Origin of the sequence: Cohnella lupini (assembly GCF_003386205.1) — a bacterium.
GTDB classification, from domain to species: domain Bacteria; phylum Bacillota; class Bacilli; order Paenibacillales; family Paenibacillaceae; genus Cohnella; species Cohnella lupini.
Genome location: NZ_QRDY01000002.1, coordinates 437,960 through 463,419, shown reverse-complemented (window position 1 = coordinate 463,419; position 25,460 = coordinate 437,960). Strand labels below are relative to the sequence as shown.

16 protein-coding genes are annotated in these 25,460 nt (G+C 52.1%); 4 read left to right on the top strand and 12 right to left on the bottom strand.

Annotated elements, in window-relative coordinates:
• Positions 1-42: 42 nt before the first annotated feature.
• From DFP95_RS06205 to DFP95_RS06195, 3 genes are all read right to left on the bottom strand, one after another.
• Positions 43-1,848, bottom strand: coding sequence for a cache domain-containing sensor histidine kinase (locus tag DFP95_RS06205; protein ID WP_115991702.1), 1,806 nt, complete (start codon positions 1,846-1,848; stop codon positions 43-45).
• Positions 1,841-3,478 carry a response regulator gene (locus DFP95_RS06200; protein WP_115991701.1) on the bottom strand — a complete coding sequence of 546 codons (1,638 nt, stop codon included), beginning with the start codon at positions 3,476-3,478 and terminating at the stop codon, positions 1,841-1,843. The genes DFP95_RS06205 and DFP95_RS06200 overlap by 8 nt, the downstream gene beginning before the upstream one ends.
• 121 nt (positions 3,479-3,599) lie before the next feature.
• The gene (locus DFP95_RS06195) at positions 3,600-4,445 is read right to left on the bottom strand and encodes an NAD-dependent epimerase/dehydratase family protein (RefSeq protein WP_115991700.1); all 846 of its coding nucleotides are present in this window, start codon (positions 4,443-4,445) and stop codon (positions 3,600-3,602) included.
• Between the two features lie 967 nt (positions 4,446-5,412).
• Here DFP95_RS06195 and DFP95_RS06185 point away from each other — a divergent pair.
• Both DFP95_RS06185 and DFP95_RS06180 read left to right on the top strand, forming a co-directional pair.
• The gene (locus DFP95_RS06185; RefSeq protein WP_115991698.1) at positions 5,413-5,739 is read left to right on the top strand and encodes a transposase; all 327 of its coding nucleotides are present in this window, start codon (positions 5,413-5,415) and stop codon (positions 5,737-5,739) included.
• A 29-nt stretch (positions 5,740-5,768) separates the two neighbouring features.
• Positions 5,769-6,659: an IS3 family transposase gene (locus DFP95_RS06180; RefSeq protein WP_181907286.1), complete on the top strand. Its 891-nt coding sequence runs from the start codon at positions 5,769-5,771 to the stop codon at positions 6,657-6,659.
• A gap of 246 nt (positions 6,660-6,905) precedes the next feature.
• On the opposite strand, the gene DFP95_RS06175 is transcribed toward DFP95_RS06180, so the two are convergent.
• Entirely contained in the window at positions 6,906-7,829 is a 924-nt protein-coding gene (locus tag DFP95_RS06175; protein WP_115991696.1) for an ArsR/SmtB family transcription factor, read from the bottom strand.
• A 150-nt stretch (positions 7,830-7,979) separates the two neighbouring features.
• Between DFP95_RS06175 and DFP95_RS06170 the strand changes: the two genes are divergently transcribed.
• Positions 7,980-10,727 (top strand): glycoside hydrolase family 2 protein, encoded by a 2,748-nt coding sequence (locus tag DFP95_RS06170; RefSeq protein WP_115991695.1) that lies wholly within the window; start codon positions 7,980-7,982, stop codon positions 10,725-10,727.
• Between the two features lie 457 nt (positions 10,728-11,184).
• On the opposite strand, the gene DFP95_RS06165 is transcribed toward DFP95_RS06170, so the two are convergent.
• The 3 genes from DFP95_RS06165 to DFP95_RS06155 form a co-directional block, all read right to left on the bottom strand.
• Complete coding sequence (locus tag DFP95_RS06165; RefSeq protein ID WP_115991694.1) at positions 11,185-12,135, bottom strand: phosphotransferase family protein; 951 nt, start codon at positions 12,133-12,135, stop codon at positions 11,185-11,187.
• Between the two features lies 1 nt (position 12,136).
• The gene (locus tag DFP95_RS06160) at positions 12,137-12,949 is read right to left on the bottom strand and encodes a polysaccharide deacetylase family protein (RefSeq protein ID WP_115991693.1); all 813 of its coding nucleotides are present in this window, start codon (positions 12,947-12,949) and stop codon (positions 12,137-12,139) included.
• A gap of 280 nt (positions 12,950-13,229) precedes the next feature.
• Positions 13,230-15,887 carry a family 78 glycoside hydrolase catalytic domain gene (locus DFP95_RS06155; RefSeq protein WP_115991692.1) on the bottom strand — a complete coding sequence of 886 codons (2,658 nt, stop codon included), beginning with the start codon at positions 15,885-15,887 and terminating at the stop codon, positions 13,230-13,232.
• A gap of 134 nt (positions 15,888-16,021) precedes the next feature.
• Between DFP95_RS06155 and DFP95_RS06150 the strand changes: the two genes are divergently transcribed.
• Positions 16,022-16,906 carry an AraC family transcriptional regulator gene (locus DFP95_RS06150; protein WP_115991691.1) on the top strand — a complete coding sequence of 295 codons (885 nt, stop codon included), beginning with the start codon at positions 16,022-16,024 and terminating at the stop codon, positions 16,904-16,906.
• A 762-nt stretch (positions 16,907-17,668) separates the two neighbouring features.
• Here DFP95_RS06150 and DFP95_RS28815 read toward each other — a convergent pair.
• From DFP95_RS28815 to DFP95_RS06125, 5 genes are all read right to left on the bottom strand, one after another.
• Positions 17,669-17,806, bottom strand: coding sequence for a hypothetical protein (locus DFP95_RS28815; RefSeq protein ID WP_181907285.1), 138 nt, complete (start codon positions 17,804-17,806; stop codon positions 17,669-17,671).
• Between the two features lie 81 nt (positions 17,807-17,887).
• Complete coding sequence (locus DFP95_RS06140) at positions 17,888-21,877, bottom strand: DUF5695 domain-containing protein (RefSeq protein ID WP_245987439.1); 3,990 nt, start codon at positions 21,875-21,877, stop codon at positions 17,888-17,890.
• Between the two features lie 243 nt (positions 21,878-22,120).
• Positions 22,121-22,990, bottom strand: a complete 870-nt coding sequence (locus DFP95_RS06135; protein ID WP_115991688.1) for a carbohydrate ABC transporter permease — start codon at positions 22,988-22,990, stop codon at positions 22,121-22,123.
• On the bottom strand, positions 22,987-23,910 hold the full coding sequence (locus DFP95_RS06130; RefSeq protein ID WP_115991687.1) for a carbohydrate ABC transporter permease: 924 nt from the start codon (positions 23,908-23,910) through the stop codon (positions 22,987-22,989). Before DFP95_RS06130 ends, DFP95_RS06135 begins: the two co-directional genes overlap by 4 nt.
• A 73-nt stretch (positions 23,911-23,983) precedes the next feature.
• Positions 23,984-25,387: an ABC transporter substrate-binding protein gene (locus DFP95_RS06125; RefSeq protein WP_115991868.1), complete on the bottom strand. Its 1,404-nt coding sequence runs from the start codon at positions 25,385-25,387 to the stop codon at positions 23,984-23,986.
• Positions 25,388-25,460 lie beyond the last annotated feature (73 nt).

Sequence of the window (25,460 nt, the reverse complement as noted above, 5' to 3'; positions counted from 1 at the left end):
TACTCGCTATAGTCGATATAACCGACTATAGCGAGGAAGCCCTCAGGCTCCCTCGCTACGCCGTTCCTCTTCTTCCCCCACCGGCTCCAAGATCGGATGCCTGATCGTGATCTTCGTTCCCATGCCTTCGCCGGTTTCGATCATCAGCTTATAATGATTGCCGAAATAGAGCTTAAGCCGCTCGTTTACGTTTCGGAGTCCGACTCCTTGCCTTCGCGCTCCTTTGCCGGCTTCTTTCTCGGTATCAAGCTGCGTTAGCACGGCGGGAGGAATCCCTTTGCCGTTGTCGGTAATCTCGATGACGATATCCTGATCCTCCACGTAACCCGACAAGATCACTTTTCCCTTCTCGAAATTGTCACGAATGCTATGCTGTATCGCATTCTCTACCAAAGGCTGCAGAAGCAGTCTCATGAAAGGGAGCGCCAACACGTCGTCGTCGAAAAAGTAAAGCACCCTGAGCGGCATCCCCATTCGAGCCTGCTCGATTTGGACGTATGCCTTCACCTGATCGACTTCCCGTCCGACCGTCGTGATGTCCTTGCCTTGGTTTAAGCTGAGCCGCAGAAGGTTGCCTAGCGCGGATACCATCTCTCCGATATCGGTTCGGCCGTGATTCTCCGCTTTCCATCGAATGGATTCAAGCGTATTGTACAGAAAATGGGGATTGATCTGGTGGCTTAGAACTTGGAATTCAAGCTCCTTCTTATTTCTCTCCGACCTCGTCGTTTGCTCGATCAACCCTTCGATCTTCTTCGTCATGCTTCCGAATCCGCGATAGAGCCAGCCGATCTCGTCCTTGCGACCCGACGCGGGCACCTTGTACTCGAAATCTCCCACTTCGAGCTTCCTCATGAGCCGTACGAGCCTAACGACGGGATGAGTGAAGTTAAGAGTGATATAGATGACTACTCCCACGGAACAGATAAGATACACGACGAGAAAGAGAACGAGTAGGCGGTTCATCTCCTTCATCGGATGGGTCAATGTGTGCAACGGAGTGAGGCTGACGATGGTCCAAGGTTCGCTGTCCATTCTCACGTAGGTGGTTAACATGTTATCGCCTTCGATCGAGAGCGTCTCCGCCCCTTGGGAGTACACTTCCCGAATCTGCATAAATTTCTTTGAAGGAATGATCATGCCCGTCCACTCGTTGTCGAACGAATCGAACAGCACCTTGCCATCCTGTCCGACGACGAGGAATTTCTGACCAACCATGCTCTCGGAAGGGGAAAAGAACCTTCTTAAATGGTCCTCGGCGAGATCCGTTACGACCATCCCCCGCGGCTTCCGATCGTAAAGACCGGTAAACCGTTTGACGTACGAAAGCAAAGGTCTCCCGTAGAGACCTTTTGTCGGCATTGATAAGTACCACGTCGGCACGACGCTCGCCTTCGCCATGCGAAACCATTCTTCCTCTCCGATCTTAGGAGAGACGCCCATCGTATTCATATAAGTCGGGTAGAGAGCCGGGTCAAGCGGGTATACCCGCACTCTGATCGCGTCGATCTGAGGCATTTTCGCGTATACCAAGCCTAACATGTTCACCGCGAAGGATTCTTCCTCGTCGCTGCTGGCCGGCTCGTGCTCTAACCATTCCTGGACCGACTTGTTGCCGATCACGTCGTTAATCTGATCGTTCAACTGTCCCAGATAAGTCTCGAAATTCATCTTTGCCTGCTGCAGGTAGCTCATCGAGAACGTCGCGTTCGCGTTTTTGATTCCTTCGATCGACTTCATATAAGAGTAATAGGCGAAAATAATGAACGGCACGATCGTAATGGCGAAGAAAATGAGAATCATTTTGTTGCGGAACGAGGATGCGAGCCCTAAGGAAATCTTAATCATCAACGATTCCCCTCTGCTTCCTGAACTCTTTGGGCGTCAGCCCCGATTGCTTCTTGAAGAGCTTCGTAAAATGAACGGGATCCTTGTACCCGACCTGGTATGAAATCTGATAGATTTTGAACCGGACGTCCCCCAACATTTCCTTCGCCTTCACGATTCGCATGTCCGTTAAATATTCGAGGAAGGTCATCCTTTTTTCCTTCTTGAACAGCTTGCTGAGCCACACCGGAGTCACGTGAACCTCGTCCGCGACGGACTGAAGCGACAAATTGTCCGCAAACCGCTTCCGAATGATCTTCTCCGCCTCCAGCACGATTTGGCTCGGAGATGCCGACATTTTACGAAAATCCGCTGCCATACCGAGTAAAATTTGCTCGACCTTCGCCCTGAGAGACTGCAAGTTATCGAATTGCTCCAACTGCTCCCAGATGGAGATCGGATTTCTCTCCCAGCTCCGATTGGGCCAGCCCGCTACGGCCGCTCCCCTGAATATCCCCATTAGCCATTTGAACGTTTGTTGGTGGATATCTTTCAGGCTGCACAATCCCCATGCCTGCACCATCTCGACGAATTTATCCATGGAAGCCGAAACATCCTCGTCGGAACCGTATTTCACGAGATCGAGCACTTCGTTCGCTTCCTGCAGCGAAAGCTCCGTCCGCTCGCCGTCGAACTCGATGCCATGCTCCGTAAAAATCCGATTTCCTCCGTACACGACCTTCTGGTCCAGCAGTTCGCCCGTCTCCAAGAACATCTCGTGGACGTGCTTAAGATCCCTCGGTATCGAACAGATCCCGACGCTTGCCTTCACCTTCACGAATTCATTGATTCGCCGCAAGCTGATCTGGGCTAACGACTTGCTTAACGCAAGCTGCTCCTGGTGTTTGCAGCTTAGAACGGCTACCCAACGGGAATGAGTATCGTTAAATAGCGCGAATGCATAAGGAAACTCCTCGGTCAACGTCTGACTGACCACGTTCCCGATTCCGAACAGAACTAGCTCCTTCTCGTTCTGAAAGCCTCTTTGATTCGTAATCGCTTTGAGGTCGTCTACCTCTACGATCATGAGCAGAATCGGTTGATGCGTCATCCAATCCAGCTTTAATGCCTGTAAGCGATGCGCGATGCGCGTCTCGCGGTAGGGGTCGTATTCGTGCTCTATGATCTCGCGAAGCAATTCCTCGCGCAGCTTAGGCGCAGCCAATTGATTCTGGTTAATGAGCTGTACTTGATTGTGCTTATCCATTTTCTCCTGCAGGATTTGATCCGTAGCTTTGCGAACGATACGCCCTAGCTCTTCGGTATTTATCGGCTTAAGAATGTAGTCCATCGCCCCGAGCTGCATGGCCTGCTTGACCAGCTCGAAGTCGTCGTAACCGCTGATGACGACCGCTTTCCAAGGATAATCGTCAACGCGGTATAGCGCGCCAAGAAATTCAAGGCCGGACATTCTGCTCATCTTGATATCGGTAACGATAAGATCGGGCTTCATCTCTAGCGCGATCGTGATGGCGGAATCTCCGTCGTCCGCCGCGAACACTTCGTCGATTCCGTACTCGCCCCAAGGAATTCTTTTTCGCAAGCCTTCCCGAATCTCGAACTCGTCGTCCACGATAAGCGCTCGCAACATATCCAATCATCCTCTCCCTGCTATCCTAAGTACTCCCGGAGCTGGTTTCATGCCAAGAAACCGCTTACATTCTAATAATAACCGATGGGAGTTTAAGATTGCACGGGGGTAATCTTAAATTTTATAGGTTTTCCTTAATCTGCTCCCAAGACCGTTCCGGAGCCCATTGAAGAATGCTCTTCGCGTGCTCGTTGCTTACGAGTGCCTCCCTACCGGTAAACTTTCGCCGAATGTCCGTAATATCCGGATAGAAATCAGCCAGCAAGCGTTCCGTCGGGCGATCGCTCAACGTATCATCGCTAGTTATATTCAGCACGCGGTGACCGCCGGCATCGCTTCTGAGTGACGCAATGCACGCTTGAACCGCATCCCTGACGTCGATATAGCTCCATAGAATGCGCTTAAAGCTCTCTGGCCTGGTTATCGAGGAGAGAGAATACTCCTTCGGCGTCAAAATCAACGAAAATCTTAACGAGAAAATTTGCATGCCCGTTCGCCGATGGAACATCTCTCCCGTCTGCTCTCCGACGATTTTGGACAAGCCGTAGCACTCTTGAGGCAACGCCGGATGTTCTTCGTCCACGGGGGCATAGCTCGGAGAGAACGGTTTAGGCGCCCAACAGAATCCGTAAGCGGACTCGCTGGATCCGGTTACGACCTTCCCGATTCCCAGCATGGATGCGGCTTCCAGCACGTGAAACGTCGACCTGACGTTATTCGCGAATATATAATCGTTCGTATATCCAAGCGGAGCAGGAATAGCGGCCAAATGAACGACGGCATCCGCTCCATGCATCGCTCCGATAACCTGTCCGAAGTCTGATAAATTCACCTTTATCTGCTTGCATTTTAATTGATCGGAACGCTTCTCGTCCAAGGAAACGACCCGATAACCTTGGCTAATCAGCTCCTCGACGACCCAAACTCCCAATTTCCCGCTTCCGCCCGTGACCGCAATCGTTTGCATGCTATATATTCCCCTCTTCCGCCTTTTCTCATTGCGCCTTTATCTTAATTCCGGCTAGCCCCTGGAACAAGGGGACGATATTAAACAAAGAAGTCGGATATTAGCCAATAAAATAAATAACAAAATAAAACCCGTTATCTGCGTTGGCAGGCTAACGGGATCTATTCAACTATGCTAATCGAAAATGAAGCCAATAACGTCTTCGGCTAGCCGAATATCCGTTGTCTGACGATTCGAGCCCGTGTCCCGAATAGCGTTATTCTTGAATACGTTGTTCACAGATGCTCGGTGCTGCTGACGGATGGATTGGTGGAGCGTTATAGTCGGAGAAACCGACTATGGCGAGGCACTCCGTTGGTGGTGGCTCTATGCAGTCGGAAAGACCGACTATGGCGAGGTAAGCCGACGGTGGCGGCGCTTTATAGTCGGAGAAACCGACTATGGGGAGGTAAGCCGACGGTGGTGGCGCTTTATGGTCGGAAAAACCGACTATGGGGAGGTAAGCCGACGGTGGTGGCGCTTTATGGTCGGAAAAACCGACTATGGGGAGGTAAGCCGACGGTGGTGGCGCTTTATGGTCGGAAAAACCGACTATGGGGAGGTAAGCCGACGGTGGTGGCGCTTTATGGTCGGAGAAACCGACTATGGCGAGGCACTCCGTTGGTGGTGGCTCTATGCAGTCGGAAAGACCGACTATGGCGAGGTAAGCCGACGGTGGCGGCGCTTTATAGTCGGAGAAACCGACTATGGGGAGGTAAGCCGACGGTGGTGGCGCTTTATGGTCGGAAAAACCGACTATGGGGAGGTAAGCCGACGGTGGTGGCGCTTTATAGTCGGAGAAACCGACTCTGGGGAGGTAAGCCGACAGTGGCGGCGCTTTATGGTCGGAGAAACTATTAAGCCCCCTAATTCCTTTGGACACTCTCGTCCACTCAAACTACAATTGAATGAGTGGGGGAGATAGTCAGTGAAGAGAAGATTTCACTGCACGGAGGAAATGAAGAAGGAGTATGTTGCGCTAGTGGTTTCCGGTTACCGTACGGAACACGTAGCACGGCTAAATGGGATGTCTCCTTCTACCCTTCAACGCTGGGTACGCCAACATTGGGATGAGGTGCAAACCGAGATGGTAGCTAAGAAAAAGCAAGCAGAACAGGTAGAAAAAGATACTCATGACCTTCAGAAGAGATACGATCAGGCGATGAAGATGCTCGGCGAGAAGGACTTAGAAATCGCCATTCTCAATGACCTTGTAAAAAAAACGGCACCACCGTCGACTCGCGGATCGAAGTAGCGTTGCCCTGGATTCGTGCAGGAAATCCTGTGCGTACGGTGCTTCGCATCTGTCGGGTGCCCCGTGCCACTTACTACTACAGGATCAAGGAGTCCAAACCCGCCATCCGCCCAAGAAGCGGACGTCCGATACCTGGTTTCTCTTTAAACAAAAAGGGTGAAAAGGTATCGGATGCACGTATCAAGGGCTACCTCAGACGACTGCTAGGCAACGAGGAGGAGTCCACCTACGGCTATCGTAAGCTCACGCTATGCCTGCGGCGTCGGTACGGCTTACGGCTGAACAAGAAGAAGGTATACCGATTGTGCAAGGAGCTCGGCCAGTTGAAGCCGCAACGAGAGATCATAAACCGAGTGCCGAAGAAGGTCGCCAATAACCGCGTTGTTACAGGTCCGAACCAGCTTTGGCAGATGGATATCAAGTATGGTTACGTGACGGGCTTGCGTCGACACTTCTACCTCGCTAGCATCATTGACGTCTGCGATCGAAGTATTGTCGGGCACTACAGAGGCAGGTCCTGCGACACAAACGATATCAAGCAGTTAGTTCAAACGGCCATGTTAAACCGCCAAGCATTTGCAAACGAGCAGCAACTGGTCATTCGTACCGACAACGGCCCGCAGTTCATTAGTAAAGCCTTCTACGCCTTCTCGGGGGAGATGGGATTTGAACACGAGAGAATCCCCAATCGCACGCCTAATAAGAATGCATACATTGAGTCCTACCACAGCGTGATCGAGCGAGACTGCTACCAACGAAATTCCTTCGAGACCTATGAACAGGCATTTGAGACGGTTGACCGCTTTATTCGGTTTTATAACGAAAGAAGGATGCATGGCAGTCTTCAGGATCTTGCACCGGCGACATACTTGAAGAAGCTACAATCGGGTGAGATCATTCAGCAAGAAATCGCGCTTTGATACGATTAAGCTCGCAAATGGACGATAGTGTCTATAATTAGGGGGTTGAACCGGAAACCGACTATGGGGAGGTAAGCCGACGGTGGTGGCGCTTTATGGTCGGAGAAACCGACTATGGGGAGGTAAGCCGACGGTGGTGGCGCTTTATGGTCGGATAAACCGACTACAAAGCGAGGAAACTCAATGGATCTTATCCGTTTTCTCCCCAGCTAGTGCGCAAAAAAAGAGCCCGAAGGCTCTCCGAGTTTAAGTCTTATGAACGAAGGTCAGCTTCAACCCTTGCGGATAGTCTCCGAACTGCTCTCCGAATAGGTTAAGTCCTCTGGCGTTGACCGCATCCTCCTTGACGCCGATCCGAACGACGATGGGCCGGCTGAAATGCAAGTTCAGGTCTTCCAGCTTAACGGACGAAGATCCCTCCCCGTTAACGCTGCTCCCCTCGTTGCCGACCTTCCATTCCGTCAGCTTCCCGTACTGCGTCATGCCAAGCCAGCGGCTTGGAGTCAGCAATCCTTTACGGTCTCCGAAATCGCTCGGACTCCGCCATTCTCCGATGAAGCTACCGTTAATCCAAACGGCAATATCGGAAGGCCATTCCATGTCGAACCCCGGCGCCTCCGAGCATACCTCCGCGCTTAAGCGCAATTCGTTTAACTCTACCCCCGGCGGAACCGGATTCGGAAAATGGTATTCGACGTGCCCCGAGCCTCCGAACCATAACAGGCTCGCGCTTCCCCGTCCGGGATCGTAGAAGGCTCTCGGATCATCCGGACACCCGATCATTTCGTCCGATCCGATCAAGCCGCAAGGAGCTTCCACTTGGCAAGCGGTATACATGCCGATCCCCATGCGGACCTCTTCTTCGCCATGCAACCCTTCGCCAGGCTTCATCGGCAAATCGAAGACGATCGTGTCGTAAGTCCTGTAACAGATTTTCTCCCTGTTGACCCCTTGCTTCGATTCGACCAGTCCCGCCGACTCCAACAATTGCACGTTGATCGTAACCGTAGGCTGGGCCACGCCTAACGCTTCCGCCAGCTGGGATATGCTTAGCTCGCTTTCGCCCAATGCCTCTATGATCCTTAACCTCAAATCGCCGGCAAGCGCCTTTGCCACTTCCTGCACGTTGATTTTGGTTATCCTTTTAGTCGTATCCGTCTGTTCGGCCATCGTATTCTCTCCTTCAAGCTCGTTACCGTACACCCATTATATCATCTATATTATTTTTATAAACTACATTGCGAATTCCGAATACATAATATATGATATCCATAATGTTCATTATATTTACTATATACAACAAAGGATGTGTAATGACTTATGGCTTCCACTACAAACATCGAAACCGCAACCCAAGCAATCCCAAGACCCGAGCATCCGCGTCCGGATTGGCAACGTTCCGGATGGTTGAACCTGAATGGCGAATGGGCATTCCGATTCGACGCGGACGATATCGGATTATCGGAACAATGGCAGACGATAGAGCAAGCCTCCTATGACGCGAAAATCACGGTCCCGTTCTCTTGGGTCAGCCCGTTATCCGGAATCGGAGACAACCGGAAAGGGATCGCTTGGTACAGCCGTATCCTGAGATTCGATGAAATCGCTTCCGGGGAGAAATTGTTCCTGCACTTCGGCGCCGTCGACTACACCGCCATCGTGTGGGTGAATGGAATACAAGTCGGCACGCACAGCGGGGGTTACGGCGCATTCTCGTTCGACGTGACGGATGCTTGGCAGGCGGGCGACGTCAATCGAATCGTCCTCCGCGCGGAAGATCAGGACCACGCTTACCAGACTCGCGGGAAGCAAGGCTACGGCGAGACTCGCGGCATATGGCAAACGGTCTGGCTGGAAACTCGGGCATCGAGCTATATCGAAGCGGTGCGGATCGTCACCAAGCTGGACGGCACGATCGAGATCTCCGGCACCGCGGAATCCGCCGGGGCATCGCAAGCGACGCTAAGCTTCGACTTCGACGGCGGACGCGTACGCAATGAATTCAAGCTTACGCTTATAGCGGGAACAACGTCGTTCAGAACGACAATCCAAGTGTCGGAACCTCGCCATTGGAGTCCCGAAGATCCGTTCCTATACGAAGGAACGATTCGGCTTAGCGCGAATGGATCCACGGATACGATCGGAACGTATTTCGGAATTCGCGAGATCGGTTCGGCCCTATTCGACGACAGGAACTACAAGTGGATCACGCTCAACGGCAAGCCGACCTATCTTAGCGGCACATTGGATCAAGCCTTCTACCCGGTCGGGCATTTTACCGCTCCTTCGGACCAAGAGCTTCAAGACGAGATCTGGCGGCTGAAACGATTGAATCTGAACTTCGTCCGCATCCATATTAAACCGGAAGAGCCTAGAAAGCTCTATTGGGCCGATAAGCTCGGCATTCTGGTCATGGAAGACATGCCTTGCTTCTGGGGAGAGCCGGACGAGACTGCGCGCGCGGCATATGAAGCGGAAGCCAAAGAGATTCTCGATCGCGACTACAATCATCCCTCCATCATTTCGTGGGTCGTATTCAACGAAACGTGGGGACTGTTCACTAAGCGCGACGAAGTCAGAAGCTTTCTGCCGGAAACGCAGGAATGGGTTCGCTCGGTTTACCGCTGGGCTAAATCCGAGGATTCTACCCGACTGATCGAGGACAACTCCCCATGCAATTGGGACCACGTAGAGTCCGACTTGAATACTTGGCACTTTTACAAAAACGGTTATCAAATTCTACGGGATCACGTACAAGAAGTCGTCGACAAAACCTTCCCGGGATCGGACTTCAACTACATCGGAGGCAACGTCCAATCCGACGCCCCGCTTATGAACAGCGAATGCGGCGCGGTATGGGGAATCGAAGGCAGCGCGGGAGACAGCGACCTTGCATGGCAATATCGATATATGATTAACGAGCTTAGGCGCCATGACAAAATGTGCGGATTCATTTTCACGGAATTCCACGACGTAGTCAACGAATACAACGGCTACTACCGGATCGACGGCTCGGACAAGGATTTCGGATACGATGCTTTCGTCCCGGGTATGTCCGTCGCGGATCTTCATTCGCCCGATTTCATTGTCATCGACGCACCGCCTTGCCGGACCTTGGATGTCGGACAACAAGCGGAGATCGCCTTGTTGCGTTCCAGTTACTCCGAGCGATATCACGGCCAAACCTTGCGGTTGGAGTGGGAGCTCTGGTACGACAGTCTTGGCGGCAAAGCGGTTTCCTCGCAAGGCACGCAAGCTATCGAGTGGAACGGATACGGCGTCGTGCCGTTGGATAACGTTACGGCAACCATGCCTTCGGTCGACTCCTTAGCCGTATTCGCGGTTACGCTGCGCGATTCGCAAGAAAAAACGGTCACGCGCAACTTCATTACTTTCGACGTTCGAAGCGGAGATTCCAACGGAGCTTACGATCTGGAAGGCAAATGGCTATCCGTACCGGTTAGTCAGTATGCGCGCCATGAATGGCCTCACGCATGGCATGCGTTGAACGATCACAAGATTAACGGCGGCTCCGAAGGCTTCGTCGAATACGAGATCAAGCTGCCGGCCGAAGCAATCGCCGAAGGAATAGGCCATATCGAAGCGGTCTTCGAAGCCGGAGCGAAGGTTATTCTGGTCAAAGACCGGGATAAGTCGATAGAGAAGGGAATAGACTTGGATTTCATGAGCGGGTACACCCCGGATCCCGAATTGAATCCAAGCACTTACTATATGACCGACGAAGATAGGAAGCCTTCCTTGGCCAAAGTCTCTATCGACGGCCAATACGTCGAATCGTTGAGTTTGCCTGACGATCCCGCGGACAGCCGCGGCGCATTATCCTGGCACTACCAACAGAGGGATAACAAACTCGAGGAAGCCGGATCCTATGGCTACTTGCACAAGGTTAGCGTGCCAAGCCGGCTGATTCCCGCAATCGTTTTGGCGGGCGGATTCAAGCTAAGGCTTGAAGTTAGCGGCGAAATACCGGCTCTTGCGGGCGGTTTAGCCTTATACGGCCGCAATGCGGGAAGATATCCGATCGACCTTCTCGTACGGTACTGGTAAAAGGTATTCCATAGTCTCGACAAAAAGAGGGCGGCATCCCATCCCCGCGCCCTCTCTTTGCTTTATTCATATCCCTATCACCCATACTGCGACCGGTACTCTCCGGCGCTGATACCCGCATAGGTTTTGAACCTTTTGTAGAACCAATCCAACTTCCCGTAACCGACCTCCAGAATGAGTTTATAGCGATCGATTGGCCATGGAGTAAGCGCCGATAACGTTTAAATCACCCGACAAACGAGACATGTTCGACCTCGGATGGCGGAAGATTTCGGAGGATTAGCGGAACCTCGTTCCATTATGGCGGCCGTGTGCTGGGATTTCGGCGGAATTGTGGTGAGTTTAGGAGTATGGCAGCGAATCAGCCAGATCCTAGCTCGGGTATTTAGTTGGTTGAGTGCAAGAAGCAGCTATGCTCGAGTAGCCATTTGGCCAAGGAACATAGCTGCTTCTCCGGTTATGGCAAGCGAAACCTCTTCAAGCTCTCCACCAAATTTTCATGCGCCCACTTTACGTGATCTTCATTGTCGTATTTTCGGTAAGCGCATTCAATATAAAGTATGAGATCCAAATACAAATCGTAAAGCTTCCTTCTCGCAAGCTGTTCAGGCTCATTCGGAATTAACCCGTAGCCCTCGCAAAATGCATCCGATCGATTAAAGTGGCTGAAATAGTGCTCCATCAGCGGATCCCCCCACATTGCCCGCTCAAAATCGATGATCCCGGTTACTTGACCGTCCTTGACGAAAACGTTGCCGTCCCAGAGATCCCAATGAAGCAGCCTCGCTTCCGATACCTCGTCCAGCGCCGGCAATCGAAGCTCGATTTCTCGCTCGAGCTCCTCATAGGAAATCGACAAGGAAACGCCGGCATCCTTACCATCTTCGAGAACTCCGGAAATCATTTCCGCGAACGCCTCGCGCCAATGAGAATGAGTGGCGCCTGCGTAGGAGCCGAATGCCTCGCCTTTCTGTTCGTTGATGAAGCGGTTAAGCTCGCCAAGTCGGCGATCGATCGCGTTCCTCACTTCCTCGGAAAGCTCGTTCTTCACTTGATTGTACGGAGTACCCTCCATATGCTCCATGATGAAATATTCGACCGGAAGCAGCTCCATCGATGTATCGTAGTCGTATATTCGCGGAATCGGCAACCGCTTGTCGGCGAACAATCCTCGCATCGCGGCTACTTCCGTACGCATCAGATCAACCTCGTACCGCATGAACTTAGTATTGGCCGGGGGTCTGGCTTTGAGCACGACTTTCCGGCCATCCTCCAACTCGATGGAATACGCGCTGTTTGCCCAGCCTTCTTTTAACTCGACGAAGGAAGCCACACCGCACTCGAAAACCGCATGAACCGCAGCTCCCAATTGTTCCGCGTCGAGCTTCACCTTGTATGCTCCATCCATGCTACTTCCCGGCCTCCCGCAAGTCGACGGTGCTCCCGCCGGGGATTTCCCTGACTCTACCGTCCGCGTTAATCCATACGTTAAGCGCCGACGGATTGTGGACCAGCTCTCCGGATGCGGAAAACCGCAACGCCTTAAGCGCCTTGGAGTATTGGACGATCTCCATATTCGTGGCGTACCAGACGTCCTCCCGATTCCCGGCGAGCTCGCCGAATTGCTCCAGCAGCTCCCAATTATTTTCCCGCTCGAATTCAAAGCTATGGCCCCATACGTATAATAGAGCCATCGTCGGAAATACGCGATTATCATGCAGCCATCTCTCCGCGTGACCGATCATATCGTGATGGTGGCAGGTGGGCGACCAGAGTTGAAAGTTTTCCGGCATGCGAAAAGTACCATGGCTATCCACCGTCCTAGCATATTCGATTCCCACGGAATCCAACATCGATACGACCGAAGCATCCCACGATCCGAACGGGTAGGACATGCCTCTGACCGGATATCCGGTTAACTCTTCCAATGCCAACCTATCGTTTAATAGCTCTTGAACGGCTTGTTCTTTCGGGATAAAAGGAAGGAAAGGATGGGTCACGGAATGCGCCGATATTTCGTGTCCCTCGTACAAGGAGGCGATTTCGCCCTTCTCGAGATAATCTTGCGTCCCGAGCTTTCCGGAATTCAAATGAAACGTCCCCCGGATTCCGTAACGGTTCATGATCTCCACCAATCTCCGATCATGGTATAGACCGTCGTCGTAACTCATCGTAAGCGCCATTCTCTTGCCGTCGGGAAACCTGTCCAACGTTATTCGCATATGAAGCCGCTCCTTTTTTTACCCATCGTATTTTGATTATTTTACCATCTTTCGAGGATAAGGAGCGACTTTCGTTTAATCGGATGATATAAGAATTGAAGGGAAAAGAAGCTATCCAGAAACGGGACAGCTCCTTACCTATTCACTTAATGGGGTTAGCGACCAAGAACCGCTCGAATCCGCTTGTTGTCGTGCCGCAATGGCTCAATCTCTCCGCAACTCTCCTAGCTCCGTCATCTTCAACTTATATCTGGAAATTCCGTCGGTTGCTGCTCCGTTTTTACCAACTAAATTCGTATTCTCCCGATCCGACGGCCACGGCTACGGCGCCTTCGAGCTGCGTAGCCGAAGCAATGCCTGCTGCTTCGCTCAATACGCTGCCGCTTTCCGTCGCGGAATCCAGCCATGCGCCAGGCAAATGCACCTCTGCGGAAGTATTGGCCGGAACCGTCACCTCCAGCACCGTTTTCCCGTCATCGGATTTCTTCCAATAAGACCGAATTTCCCCGTACATCGTATCGAGCCGGCCTTCCGCCCAGTTCAGCGAACCTCCCGGCTGCGGACGAATCAGAATTCTCTTATAACCCACGAGCTCTTGGCTTTCGTCCGTATCGATGCCCGCGACGACGCGGTATAACCAATCCCCGATCGCTCCGTACGCATAATGGTTGAACGAGTTCATGTCTTTGCTCCAGAAGCTGCCGTCCTCCTTGATTCCGTCCCAATGCTCCCAGATCGTCGTTGCTCCTTTGGTAATTTGGTACAGCCACGACGGGTAGTCCTTCTGGAAAAGCAATTGGTACGCCGCGTCCAACTTTCCGTTATCGCTAAGCACATGGTTCAAGTACGGCGTGCCGACGAAGCCGGTCGTCAGATGGAATTTGCTTTCGTCCAGCAGCTCCATCAATTTGGCAACGGCTCGATCCTTGGCCGTACCTTCCAGCAAGCCGAACATGAGTCCCAACACTTGCGCGGTTTGCGTAGGCACGGACAAACGGCCCGAAGGAGTCACGAATTCCTTCGTGAACGCCTCAACGATACGACCGTACAATTCTCCATACTTGGCCGCATCCTCCGGTTTTCCGATAATCGTTGCCGTCTTCTGAACCAGAGAGACTGAATACGCATAGAATGCCGTCGCGATATAATCCCTGTCCGTCGCGCCGATATAGGAATCCGGCTTGGAATCCAACCCTAACCAATCGCCGAAATGGAAGCCGGTGTTCCATAACAGCTCGTTCTCTCCTTGATCCCGAATATAACTTATCCAAGCTTGCATACTATCGTATTGCTCTTCCAGTATCCTTTTGTCCCCATAACACAGGTAGATCGTCCACGGACAAATGACGGCCGCATCGCCCCAAGCCGCGGAAGAGTGGGAATTCGCGTCGAGCACGTGCGGAATAACGAAGGGAACTCCGCCGTTGTTGGTTTGGTCCGCTTTTAGGTCCCGGCTCCATTTCGTGAAGAATGGCGCAACGTTCTTCAAATAGGCAGCCGTGCGAATGAACATCTGGGCATCGCCCGTCCAACCGAGCCTCTCGTCGCGTTGCGGGCAATCCGTCGGTACGTCGAGAAAGTTGCCCTTCAATCCCCATTCGATATTGTGCTGCAGCTGATTGACGAGCGGATCGGAGCATTCGAAGAATCCCGTAGTCGCCATATCGGTGTGCAAGACGACGCCCGCGAAGTCGTCCAACCGGACATTCTCGCCGAAGCCGATCAGCCGAACGTACCTGAAGCCCTGGAAAGTGAACCTCGGCTCGTACGTCTCCGGCTCGCCCCCCTTCAGCACATAACGAATAATCTGTTTCGCGGATCTCATATTGTCGGTGTAGAAGTTGCCTTCGCCGTCCAACACTTCCGCGTGATGGATTTGAACCTCGCTACCCGCCTCGCCTTGAACGGTAAACTTCAGCCAACCGACCATATTCTGTCCCAAGTCGATAACGGTATCTCCGGCAGGAGTCGTAAGAAGTCCGATCGGCTTGATCTCCTCGATTTTCCTGACCGGGTCGTTCTCTTGCGCTATCAATATATCGTTCGATTGCGATATCCGCTCGACCGGCAACCATTCGCTATCATCATAACCCGCCGAGCTCCATCCGTTCCGCTCCAAGCGAGCATCGTACGTTTCCCCGTGATAGATTTCGGACATGAGAATCGGGCTTCCCGCTGTCCGCCAGCTACTGTCGGTCGACACGGTTTCTTCCGTTCCGTCTTCATATTCAATATGCAGCTCCAAGAAGAGGGCCAACCTGTCGCCATAGATCGCGCGCTTGTTTTCCCCCCATGTCAGGAACCCCTTGTACCACCCGTTCCCGAGCATCGCGCCGATGACGTTCTCCCCGCCTGCCAGTCGATCCGTCACGTCGTAGGCTTGAACTTGAAGCCGGTGCTCGTAACTGGTCCAACCCGGGGTAAAATAATGATCCCCCACCCGGGAGCCGTTGAGCTCCAATTCATACAGCCCCAGCGCGGTCGCATAAATGCTCGCGTGCCTGATCCCTTCTTTCACGGAGAAGCTTTTACGCAGAAACGGGCTTTGTTCCTCATTGGCGCCTTCGCCGATAGACGGACCGATCCATTCCGCCTTCCATTCCCCGCGATCCAGAACTCCCGTCTCCCAGTACGCGTCATGCGACCAGCCCGAGCTTTCCCCATCGCGGTCCCAGCATTGCACCCGATAATGATAGCGTTTGCGCGAAACGGCTTCTAAACCGGCTAACTCAACATGAACGCATTGGTCCGAATCGACTTTCCCGGAATCCCACAGAAGCTTCCCGAATTCACGATCCTCCGCCACGACTACCTGATAGGCGGATTGGTTCACCGACCTTTTGTCGGACTCCAGCCTCCAGCTGATTCGCGGATTCTTCGCGTCGATTCCTATCGGATTTTCCTTATACTCGCAACGTAATCCAACTATCTTTAACATGAATTAGCTCCTCTCTCATGCAGGCGAATTTACCTCTATGATATAATGGACCCGCAACGAAGTATTGCGGTAAAACGGACCTCATATATCGGCAATAAAGACACTTCATCTCATAATGGAAATGGGGTAAGACAATGGAGCGACCGATCGAAACCTTCAGAGGCGAAACCTTCTTCAACAACGATCTTCTACTCTACGTCAATCGAACATCAGAGGATTTCAACGTCCCGCTCCATAACCACGACTTCATAGAATTTACCTATATCGCGGAGGGAGGCGGGTTCCATCACATCGGGACCGAGGTGCACGCTGTCCGGAACGGTCAATTGTTCTATATTCCGATAGGCACCTCCCATGTGTTCCGCCCCGTATCCTCCGACCTGTCCAAACACCCGTTGATCGTCTATAACTGCGTTTTCTCCCAACGACTCTTGATGAAGCTGGGGGAATTCGCGTCCGACACGGCGATCAGAGAATTCATCTCTTCCATTAACGAAGGAAGCGTCTCTTCCTTCTCTCTCTTCGACGCGGGAGATTCGTTCGAGAAGCTGTTTATTCAGCTTCATCGCGAATTCTCGCTGCCACGCGAGGGCTCGGGTGATTACCTGTACATCCTTCTCTTTCAGTTGCTTATTATCGTGTACCGAACGAAGAAGGAATCGGGATTTCCTATCTCTCCAACCTCGCGCACCTACAATCTTACGGCGTTCGAGCAGTTGCTGACTTATCTGGAGCAAAACCTGGCCGAAGACCTCTCCTTGCGCGGGTTATCCCGGATTAGCCGTTGGAGCGAACGGCATCTTCAACGGCTGTTCAAGCAGCACACCGAACAAACCTTTAACCGTTACCTACAATCCATAAGAATCAGAAGGAGCTGCGAGCTCTTGCGTACAACGTCTTACAAAATCAGCACGATCGCGGAAATGTCGGGTTACAAGGACATCTCCTCGTTCTTGGCGGTATTCAAACGCAATGTAGGTGCGACTCCTAGCGCATACCGGAAATCCGTTTCATTATGACCGCCTCTGCGGACCCGACCGAGCGATCCGAATGAACGACGACACGACCGGCCAGACCGGCATCCTTTCCAAATAAAAACGGCTTCGCCGTTGGTTGAACGTATTTGATTCATGTCTCTTTTTCGGATGAACGAGTCGTCTTATAATTGCCTTCTCATAATCGTCGGAAAAACCGACTATGGCGGGGTAGTGGTGAGGCGCGTTGAGGGTTTCTACTTGTTATCGTCGGGAAATCCGACTATGGCGAAGTGGTGGTGGGGCACGTTGAGGGTTTCTTCTTGTTATCGTCGGAAAAACCGACTTTGGCCGAGGTGTTGGCGGGGCACGTTGAAGGTTTCTACTTGTTATCGTCGGAAAAACTGATTATGGCGGGGTGGTGGTGGAGCGCGTTGAGGGTTGCTACTTGTTATCGTCGGAAAAACCGATTATGGCGGGGTGTTGGCGGGGGGGGCGTTGAGGATTTCTACTTGTTATCGTCGGAAAAACCGACTATGGCGAGGTGGTGGTGGGGTGCCTTCGCCAGATCGAGAGCGTTCTTTTCGCAAAATAGCCGTAAGTGGCACGGTCATTTCAGCCGCGGGTTATTCTCTTCGCAAAATTTTATGCTTAGAGCTCAGAAAACTTACCCACTCCGAGCTGCAGCCATACTTTTTATGCTTATACGAGGGGTTGGAGGTTGCTGAGTTTGCTGCAGCCAATATTTTTTATGCTTATACGAGGGGTTGGAAGTTGGTTAGTTTGCCGAAGCCATACTTGTTATGATTACACGAGGGGTTGGAAGTTGGTTAGTTTGCCGAAGCCTTGCCAAGAGCGCTGATTTCGACCGTTGGCGCGATTTCCCCAATATTGCGACAAATAACCCGGTCTGGACGGGTTATTCGGAAGGTTTGTTTTCTTCAATCAATGAAAAAGCCGCCCCCCGGTTATCGAAAACCTGGGAGCGGCTCGTCGCGTGTTTTGTCTTATTGATTCATTTTCTGACTAGATACCATAGACTTTCCATGACTCGATACCGGTCGAAGTCGTCGCCTTGGCCGTAACGTTCAAGCGAATCCTATTCGTTGTAACCGGAGTAAAGGTCGTCGCGTTATATTGATTAGCTAACGTGCCTAACCCCGAAGGACTGGAAACGTTGACCCATGCCGTTCCGTTCCAATATTGAATCGAATAGGAGGCCGGCAGATCGATGCCCCCATTATCGTCGAACCAATACACGTCGATGCCGGAAACCGAATAGCTCTGGGCAAAATCGTACTGAACCCATTGCGTCGTATTCGGATTGTCCCAATTGCCGTAAACGGGATGTCCGCGGTCGCTCGAGCTAGTCGGAGCGTAACCGTCGTTCAAACCCGTCAGGCTCTCCCAAGAAGAGACGAACGATGTCGACGCCGTTCCAAGCGGAGCAATATTGCTCGCCGTCGTACTTCCCGCGAAGATGGTCGAGACTTCCGTCGCGCTCAACGCCCTGCCGTAAATTTTGAAGTCGTCGACCTGCCCGTTCAAATACGGATCTCCGAACTGGGACTTGCCGATATAGTTTAACGTCGTGCTTCCCAGGCTGGACGGCTTAAACGTCATGTTCGTATTGCTGGCTACCTGAACGCCGTCCACGTAAAGTCTTCCGGTCGTGCCCGACAGCGTGACCGCGATATGCTTCCAAACCCCGGTCGGCAATGCCGGCGCGTTCAGCTGCTGCTCTGCGCCGTTGCCGCTCGTTGTGATGGCGAACCGTAAACCGGAGCCCCCGGCTCGCGGAGCTAAGAACATATAGTTGCTCGTTCCGGTGCCGAAATCGAAAATACGAGCCCAATCGCTTAAGCTGGTCACTTTAACCCAAGTCGATATCGTAAAATCATTCAAACCGCCGACGATTCCGGTCGGCAGACTAGCATAGGCGTTCGTTCCGTTTAAGCTAAGAGCGTTGCCCGCATGCCCGGCAACCCATGAGGTACCTCCTGTTAGAGTAGCGTTCTTCCCGTTGCCGGAAGAATCGCTCGCCGTCGTTCCGCTCGTTTCGTTGAGCAAGTAATTCGCTACGACCTCGGGCACCGGCAACGCGGGATTCACGGTGTGGGTCACCGTGGCATTAGCGGTCAAGCTTCCGTCGCTTGCCGTAAGCCTGAATACGTATGTTCCCGCGACGGACACGGTAGCCGTCGTATTCAACGAGCCGGCATTCGCGAAGTTTGCCATTCCCGTTCCGCTCACCAAGCTCCAGGTCGTCGTCAACGTCCCGCTCGGCAAGCCGTCATCGGTTACCGTTCCGGCTATAGCAACGGTCGCAGGCAACGTAAAGGTTCCGTTAGTCCCGGCGTTCACGACGGGAGCCGTATTCGCTGGCGGCGTTCCTTGCTGAAGCTTCACATCGTAAGTTGCCGCCGTGCCGATGCTCAGGCTAACGGTCGCAGCGCCCCCTGTAGTGACATTGACGTTTCCCGCCGCGACGTTGTTCAGCAGGATGTTGTAGGATCCCGCCGCCAAGCCCTTGAAGCTGACTTTGGACGTATGGGCGGTTCCATGCGTCGAGTTCTTCAACGTAAAGTTGACGTAATTTTTAGCGATCGCTACCGTTGCCGCCGTATACTTGTCGCGTTCCAGCTCCATTCCGAATTTCTCGGTAATGAGATTAAGGCGTTGGAACACTCCGTCTTTCGGAACGATCGAGTAATTGCCTCCGCTCGACGTCACGTCGCAGCCGTAGCAATACAATCCGAAGATCGGGTCGACCGCGACGTCGGAGCTTAGTATCTTGATAGCTCCGAACAAACCGAGATCCGCTTCGCCCGACATTCCGCGCCAGCCGTTCTGCAATGGTCCGCCTCCGTGGCCAAGAGCGTTGTAATTGCCTTTCTCCGCTTGGTAAGTCCAAGCGACCGCCCCGATATTGGCGGGATCCGAGCTGATCTGTCCGGAGTTGATCGCCCCCACATTGGCGATCTTCGCCGCGTAGGACATCCGTTGCTCGACTTCCGGAGTCGTGGAATGATTGCGGATCCAATCGTCCATCGCGTAACCGGCAAGAGAGACGGTATATTGGAAGTTCCACCAGTTCTCGCCCGTGATCGTCACCGGATCGGCGTAATAGTACCAGATCGGCATATGTCCGCGAGCTGCGCGGGTTTTGGCGTTGATCTTGCTCTTCATCGTGGTGTTATTATTCATTTTGGCAAGCGTATAGACGGCTTCTTCGCCCGTATTGTCGTAGTTGTATTCGGAGCCGTATGGATACGTCGTGCCCGCGAAGTTATTGTATTTCGTAGCCATTTTTGAAATCATGTCGTTGGCTTGAGCGGTATACCCTTCGTCTTGCAATGCCTTGATGATTTCCGGAGTCGTCAATTCGCCCATCAGTCCGGTGTTCCAGTTGTAGGCGACAGGTCCGTCGTACAGCGCTTTGAAAATATTATAAGTTCTCAGAAGATAGGTGTTCTTGGGGTTGATATAAGTCACGATATTCGGATAAAGCTTGGCGATCTTATACATGCTGAAGTACGTATTGTAGATATGCGGATACGCGTATCCCCGATAGGTAGGCGTCGTATTCGGCGCCGGCATGAGGAAATCGTAGATGAGGTAATCCGAATGGTTCGTGGCCATAAGCGAATTCCAGATGGCCGTTTCCAGATATTGATCCACCGCCGTGATTTCGGAAGCGACCGGCGTCTGAACGTTCTTCTCGGCAAGGAATTGTCCGTGGGTGTAACCCCAATCGTCTCCCCAGCCCCAGTATCCGTTGAACACGTTCCGCTTCGCCTTCGTGTCCATCATCCAATCGTCGAATACTTTGTCTTTGAGCTGGCCGGGAGCATTCCACTGCGTGCTGTTCACCATGAAGGTGGAATGTCTCTGCAATGCCGCGTCGATCGGCTCGATCGCATAAAATTGCAGTACCGTTTTCTCGCCCGTGCCGTAATTCACCGTAATGTTGTTCGGTCCGAGATGACCGAGGGTCAACTCGTAAACGTTGTGTCCTCCGGACACCGTGTTCAGGAAATTGATCGTCGTTTCCGACGGATATTGAGCGGTAACGGACGTAATCGTCTTGGTTGTGCGCAGGTCGACCTTCGCCTTCATGTTAGTGGCGAACATCATGCCCGGAACGGCGGTGACGTCGACGAGGCCTTCGCTGTAAAGCTTATCTTTTACCGCGTTCTCGTTAGCCACCTTGAAAAACTTGAACGAATACGTCTTGCTCTGATTCGGAGTCAAGATGAGGCTCGTGTTCGGAAGATAACCGCGATTCGTGCTCTTGATCACGTTGGAGTGGATGTAGAATACGTTAAGTCCTTCTACCCAGCCCCCTTGATCCATCGCCCACTTACTTCCCGGATGCTCCTCTATGCGCCAGCGGTCTTGATACTCGAAGCCGGCGCCCGTCGTCGCATCGGGAACCATCAATAGATAAGAGCCGATACCGCTCGGTCTGCCCGCCGTAATGTACGAGCTGTTGTTACCTACGAAGGAATGCGTCAGTACTCTGGTTTCGTAGATTTCCTCGTTGTTGCCTCCCGTCCAGAACTCGTTGAACGGAAGCGGCAATCCGAAGTCTCCGATTTCGATGTTCTGGGTGCTCGTATTCGTTACGTTGATCGACCAGAGCAAGTAATCGTTGACGAGCGAGTACGTCTCCACGACCCTGAAATTCTTGATTCCTTCCGCATTGGTTGCGTTCTGGTAAGTAACCGTCACCGTGTTGCCGCTCTGGGTTTGCGTTCTTCCGTCCGCGGATTTGCTGGTCCACGCGTTGGTCCATGCCCCGCTTCCCAGCTTATACTTGAACATCAATTCACCTAGCCATTGATGATCGGCCGTATTCTGGTTCGGCGCGTTCGTTCCGTTCATGACGTAGTTGGTCGGAAAAGCATCCCCAGTGAGCTGCAAGGAAGTAATCTCGCCGTTCGTGCCCGTTTGGACATTGAAGTTACCGTTGGAAATCGTGTAAGCGGACGCTAGCTTCGGCCAAATGAACATGAATAGAATGCTCGCGAATAGAGCCGTCACTATGACGAGAACACGTCTACTACGCTGATCTGCCACTTGCGTTAACATAATGATTCCTCCTCGATTCCTTTTATTAAGCCGGCATCCCTCCGTCTGGTTGTCCGATCCGTCTCTCTATTTCCTCCGCATTTTATTGGCCTATCACCTCCTTTCCAAAAGAGCCGACTCGGAATCTTCCCGAATCGGCTCTTAACTTCTCTAGTTGTTAACCTGCTAGCTTTTAATTCCGGTCATCGTGATTCCCTCTACGAAATACTTTTGTCCGAGCAGATAGAACAGGACGCCCGGAGCAAAGGATAGGCACGTAGCCGCCATCGTCAGCGACCAATCCGACTTTAATTGACCTCTGAAATTGGTAAGCCCTAACGCTATCGTGAATTTGTCGCTCGAATTAATGTAAATCATCTGTTGGAGCAAATCGTTCCATAAGCCGATGAAGATGAACAACGCGACGACGATCATCGCGGGTTTGATAGCCGGCATAATAATGCTGAACAAGATGCGGAAGTATCCGGCGCCGTCGATCGTTGCCGCCTGGTCGAGTTCTCTCGGTATGGAGAGGATGAACTGTCGGATCAAGAAGATATTAAAAGCGCCGCCGCCGCAGAAATAAGGCAGTATCAATGGCAGATAGCTGTCTTGGAGCCCCAGCCCCCGCGTCCATCCGATGTACAGCGGAATGAGCGTTACCATGACAGGCAAGAGCATAGAACCGACGCAAAGAGTCCAGATCAGTTGTTTGCCCCGAAACCGCAACCTTGCGAAGGCATATCCGCACAAGGTGGCCGTGATGGTCCCCGCTAAACAGGAAGGAACGATTATCATCATCGTATTCCACAAATATTTCCAGAACTTAAATATCTCCAACGTTTTTTCGTAATTGGAAAACAACCAATTTTCAGGTATCAGAGAAGGCGGATATCTGTAAATCTCGGGATTCGTCATCAATGACGTTCGGAATATCCACCAAATCGGAAAGAGCGCCATACAAGCAAATAAAAGGACGAGTAGAAGCGTAATCGCGTTCATCGTTCGTTCGCTGCGTTTCTTGCTCTTTAGCCTGACGTAAGTGAGTTCGCTCATTTATCGTCGCCCCCTTCGGAGAAGATCCACCGGTTCGACGTCTTGAACAAAACGGCGGTAAAGGCGGCAAGAATGGCGAAAATAACAAAGGTCGTCGCGCAGGCATAGCCCAGCTTGTAATTGACGAAAGCTTGATCGTACATCAGATAAGTCATGAATCGGGAAGAGTTGCCCGGTCCGCCGTTGGTCAGAGCAAGGGCCGGCGTTACGACTTGAAGATTGGCGATCAGGCTCAGCAACAGGTTATAAAAGATGATCGGCGTCATGCAGGGCAGGGTGATATGCCGGAAGCGACTCCATGCGCCCGCGCCATCCATCTCGGCCGCTTCATGATAGCTGCTCGGAACGTTCTGAAGCCCGGCCAGAAAAATAACGATCAAGTTCCCCGACAGCCAGACCGCGATCAAGGAGAGGGAAGGAACTACGTAACTGGAATCCGCGATAAAAAGAACTTTGTTTAATCCCACTTCGGAGAGAAGAAAGTTGAAGAACCCGAAATTCGCCTCGTAAAGCCAGGACCATCCTACGTATATGGCGACGGCAGGCAGGACGAACGGCACATAGAATACGGCTCTGAAAAAACCTCTTGCCGGAATTTTACGGTTCAACAGCATCGCGATGAAAAGCGAATAAATCATGCTTCCGGCTACGGATAAAAAGGCGAAGTATATGGTCGCTTTAATAGAATCTTTAATATAAGGATCTGTAGTGAACAGCTTGACATAATTATCGAAGCCGACGAATTCGGGGGTTTTTAACCCCGTCCAATTCGTCATGCTAATTCCCAGCACGCCCGCAAGAGGCAAATAGGTCAGGAAGATCAGTCCGAGGAAGGCCGGAATCAAGCATATATAAGCAACGCTTGCCTCGCTTGAAAGAAGTCGGGAACGGCGTTGCGGCGGTTTATAAAAGGTTTCCATATCTCGCTCCCCACCTCATGTTTGAAGGATGACCGCCGCTTGCGTTATTCTTGGCGGTCATCCCTCCTATCCGTTACTTGTCGCCTTTATTAGCTGCTTTCAAAGCTTCGAGATTTTTGGCAATGGCGTCCTTGGCGGTCGTCTTTCCGGTCCACACATCCCCCAGACTCGAGGAGAGCAAGGTGTTAAATTCCGTCGTATAATTCGTATAGAACCAGGACGCGGGTCTCGCCGCGGAGGATTGCGCATAATCGACTACCGCCGACTTGTATTCTTCATACGGAGGGAAGTTCGGATTGTCGACCCATTTATGGGTAAGGGTTTCATCCGTATACCACTTTTCCAGCACCGGCATCCAAATGCCAGATGAAATGAGTCCCCAGTTGTTTTCTTCGGCCGTGTACCATTTGAGCCATTCCATCGCTTCTTTCGGATGTTTGGTTTGGGAGAACACGACATTGGCGCCGCCCGTGTTGAGGGTTACCTTTTCCTTCATGTAAGGCAACACGGCTACGCCGTATTTTAGCCCGGCTTCCTTGGCCGCATTCAAGCTCGTTCCTACGTTCCACTGGCCGTTGGTAGCCATGGCGACCGTTCCCGCAATGATGGTGCGCTGAATGCCGTCATCGGTCTGTCCCACGGATAACGGAGCGACATGATCTTTCAAGTACAGATCGGCGACTTTCTGAATCGCTTCCACGCTCGCGTCTTCCCCGATTCTTACCTCAGTACCGTCATTATTGTAGAAACCGCCGCCGTTACTGAGCGCCCAAGTTTCCAATTGCCATGCCAAATTTTCAACGGATGCGCCATACTGAACGATGCTCTGCGAATCAAAACCGTCATCGCCGGGATGTTTACCGTTCTTGTCATTCGTCAGCTTCTTTGCCGTTGCTACGAATTCGTCCCACGTCCATGCTTTATCTAGCACGGATGGAGGATAGGGAACGTTGGCTTTGTCGAACATGTCTTTGTTGTAGTATAAGAGGAGAATTTCATTGGCCGCGGCATAGGCTACGGTCTTGCCTTGATATTTGTAAGCCAGGCTATCCAGCGGCTTGCTGTCGCTTCCCTCGTACATGGTACTTACATCGTTCAGCATGCCGTCGGAGGACCACTGGATGACGCCGTCTTCCTTTAAGATCCCCGTATCCGGCAATTGACCTGCCGTTGCCTGCGTATTCAACTTGGTCATGTAGCTCTCCCAAGGAATCGCTTGCACTTCTACTTCGATTCTGTCTTGAGTGGCGTTGAATTTGTCTGCCGCTTCTTGCGTTTTGTTGCCTTCTTCTTCGCTTCCCCACATCGAATAGATAATCTTGACCTTCTCCGTCTTGGATGGCGATTTCTCCGGCGATTTCGAAGCCTCGTCACCCGATGGCGACGCGTTCGTACCCTTGTTATTATTGGAACCGCATCCAACAATCATGGCTAAGATCGTAATCATTGCCGCGCTAACCATAAAACCCTTTTTCATTGTCTTCAATTTAACCCCTCCATCTTATATAATTCGTCATCTTTCGATATTTCCTCTCGCCCTTGCGGGGATA

Excerpts from the sequence above, each read along its gene's own strand:
- DFP95_RS06205 (WP_115991702.1), bottom strand. The coding sequence starts at position 1,848 with ATGATTAAGATTTCCTTAGGGCTCGCATCCTCGTTCCGCAACAAAATG.
- DFP95_RS06200 (WP_115991701.1), bottom strand. The coding sequence starts at position 3,478 with ATGTTGCGAGCGCTTATCGTGGACGACGAGTTCGAGATTCGGGAAGGC.
- DFP95_RS06195 (WP_115991700.1), bottom strand. The coding sequence starts at position 4,445 with ATGCAAACGATTGCGGTCACGGGCGGAAGCGGGAAATTGGGAGTTTGG.
- DFP95_RS06175 (WP_115991696.1), bottom strand. The coding sequence starts at position 7,829 with ATGGCCGAACAGACGGATACGACTAAAAGGATAACCAAAATCAACGTG.
- DFP95_RS06170 (WP_115991695.1), top strand. The coding sequence starts at position 7,980 with ATGGCTTCCACTACAAACATCGAAACCGCAACCCAAGCAATCCCAAGA.
- DFP95_RS06165 (WP_115991694.1), bottom strand. The coding sequence starts at position 12,135 with ATGGATGGAGCATACAAGGTGAAGCTCGACGCGGAACAATTGGGAGCT.
- DFP95_RS06160 (WP_115991693.1), bottom strand. The coding sequence starts at position 12,949 with ATGCGAATAACGTTGGACAGGTTTCCCGACGGCAAGAGAATGGCGCTT.
- DFP95_RS06155 (WP_115991692.1), bottom strand. The coding sequence starts at position 15,887 with ATGTTAAAGATAGTTGGATTACGTTGCGAGTATAAGGAAAATCCGATA.
- DFP95_RS06150 (WP_115991691.1), top strand. The coding sequence starts at position 16,022 with ATGGAGCGACCGATCGAAACCTTCAGAGGCGAAACCTTCTTCAACAAC.
- DFP95_RS06140 (WP_245987439.1), bottom strand. The coding sequence starts at position 21,877 with ATGTTCATTTGGCCGAAGCTAGCGTCCGCTTACACGATTTCCAACGGT.
- DFP95_RS06135 (WP_115991688.1), bottom strand. The coding sequence starts at position 22,990 with ATGAGCGAACTCACTTACGTCAGGCTAAAGAGCAAGAAACGCAGCGAA.
- DFP95_RS06130 (WP_115991687.1), bottom strand. The coding sequence starts at position 23,910 with ATGGAAACCTTTTATAAACCGCCGCAACGCCGTTCCCGACTTCTTTCA.
- DFP95_RS06125 (WP_115991868.1), bottom strand. The coding sequence starts at position 25,387 with ATGAAAAAGGGTTTTATGGTTAGCGCGGCAATGATTACGATCTTAGCC.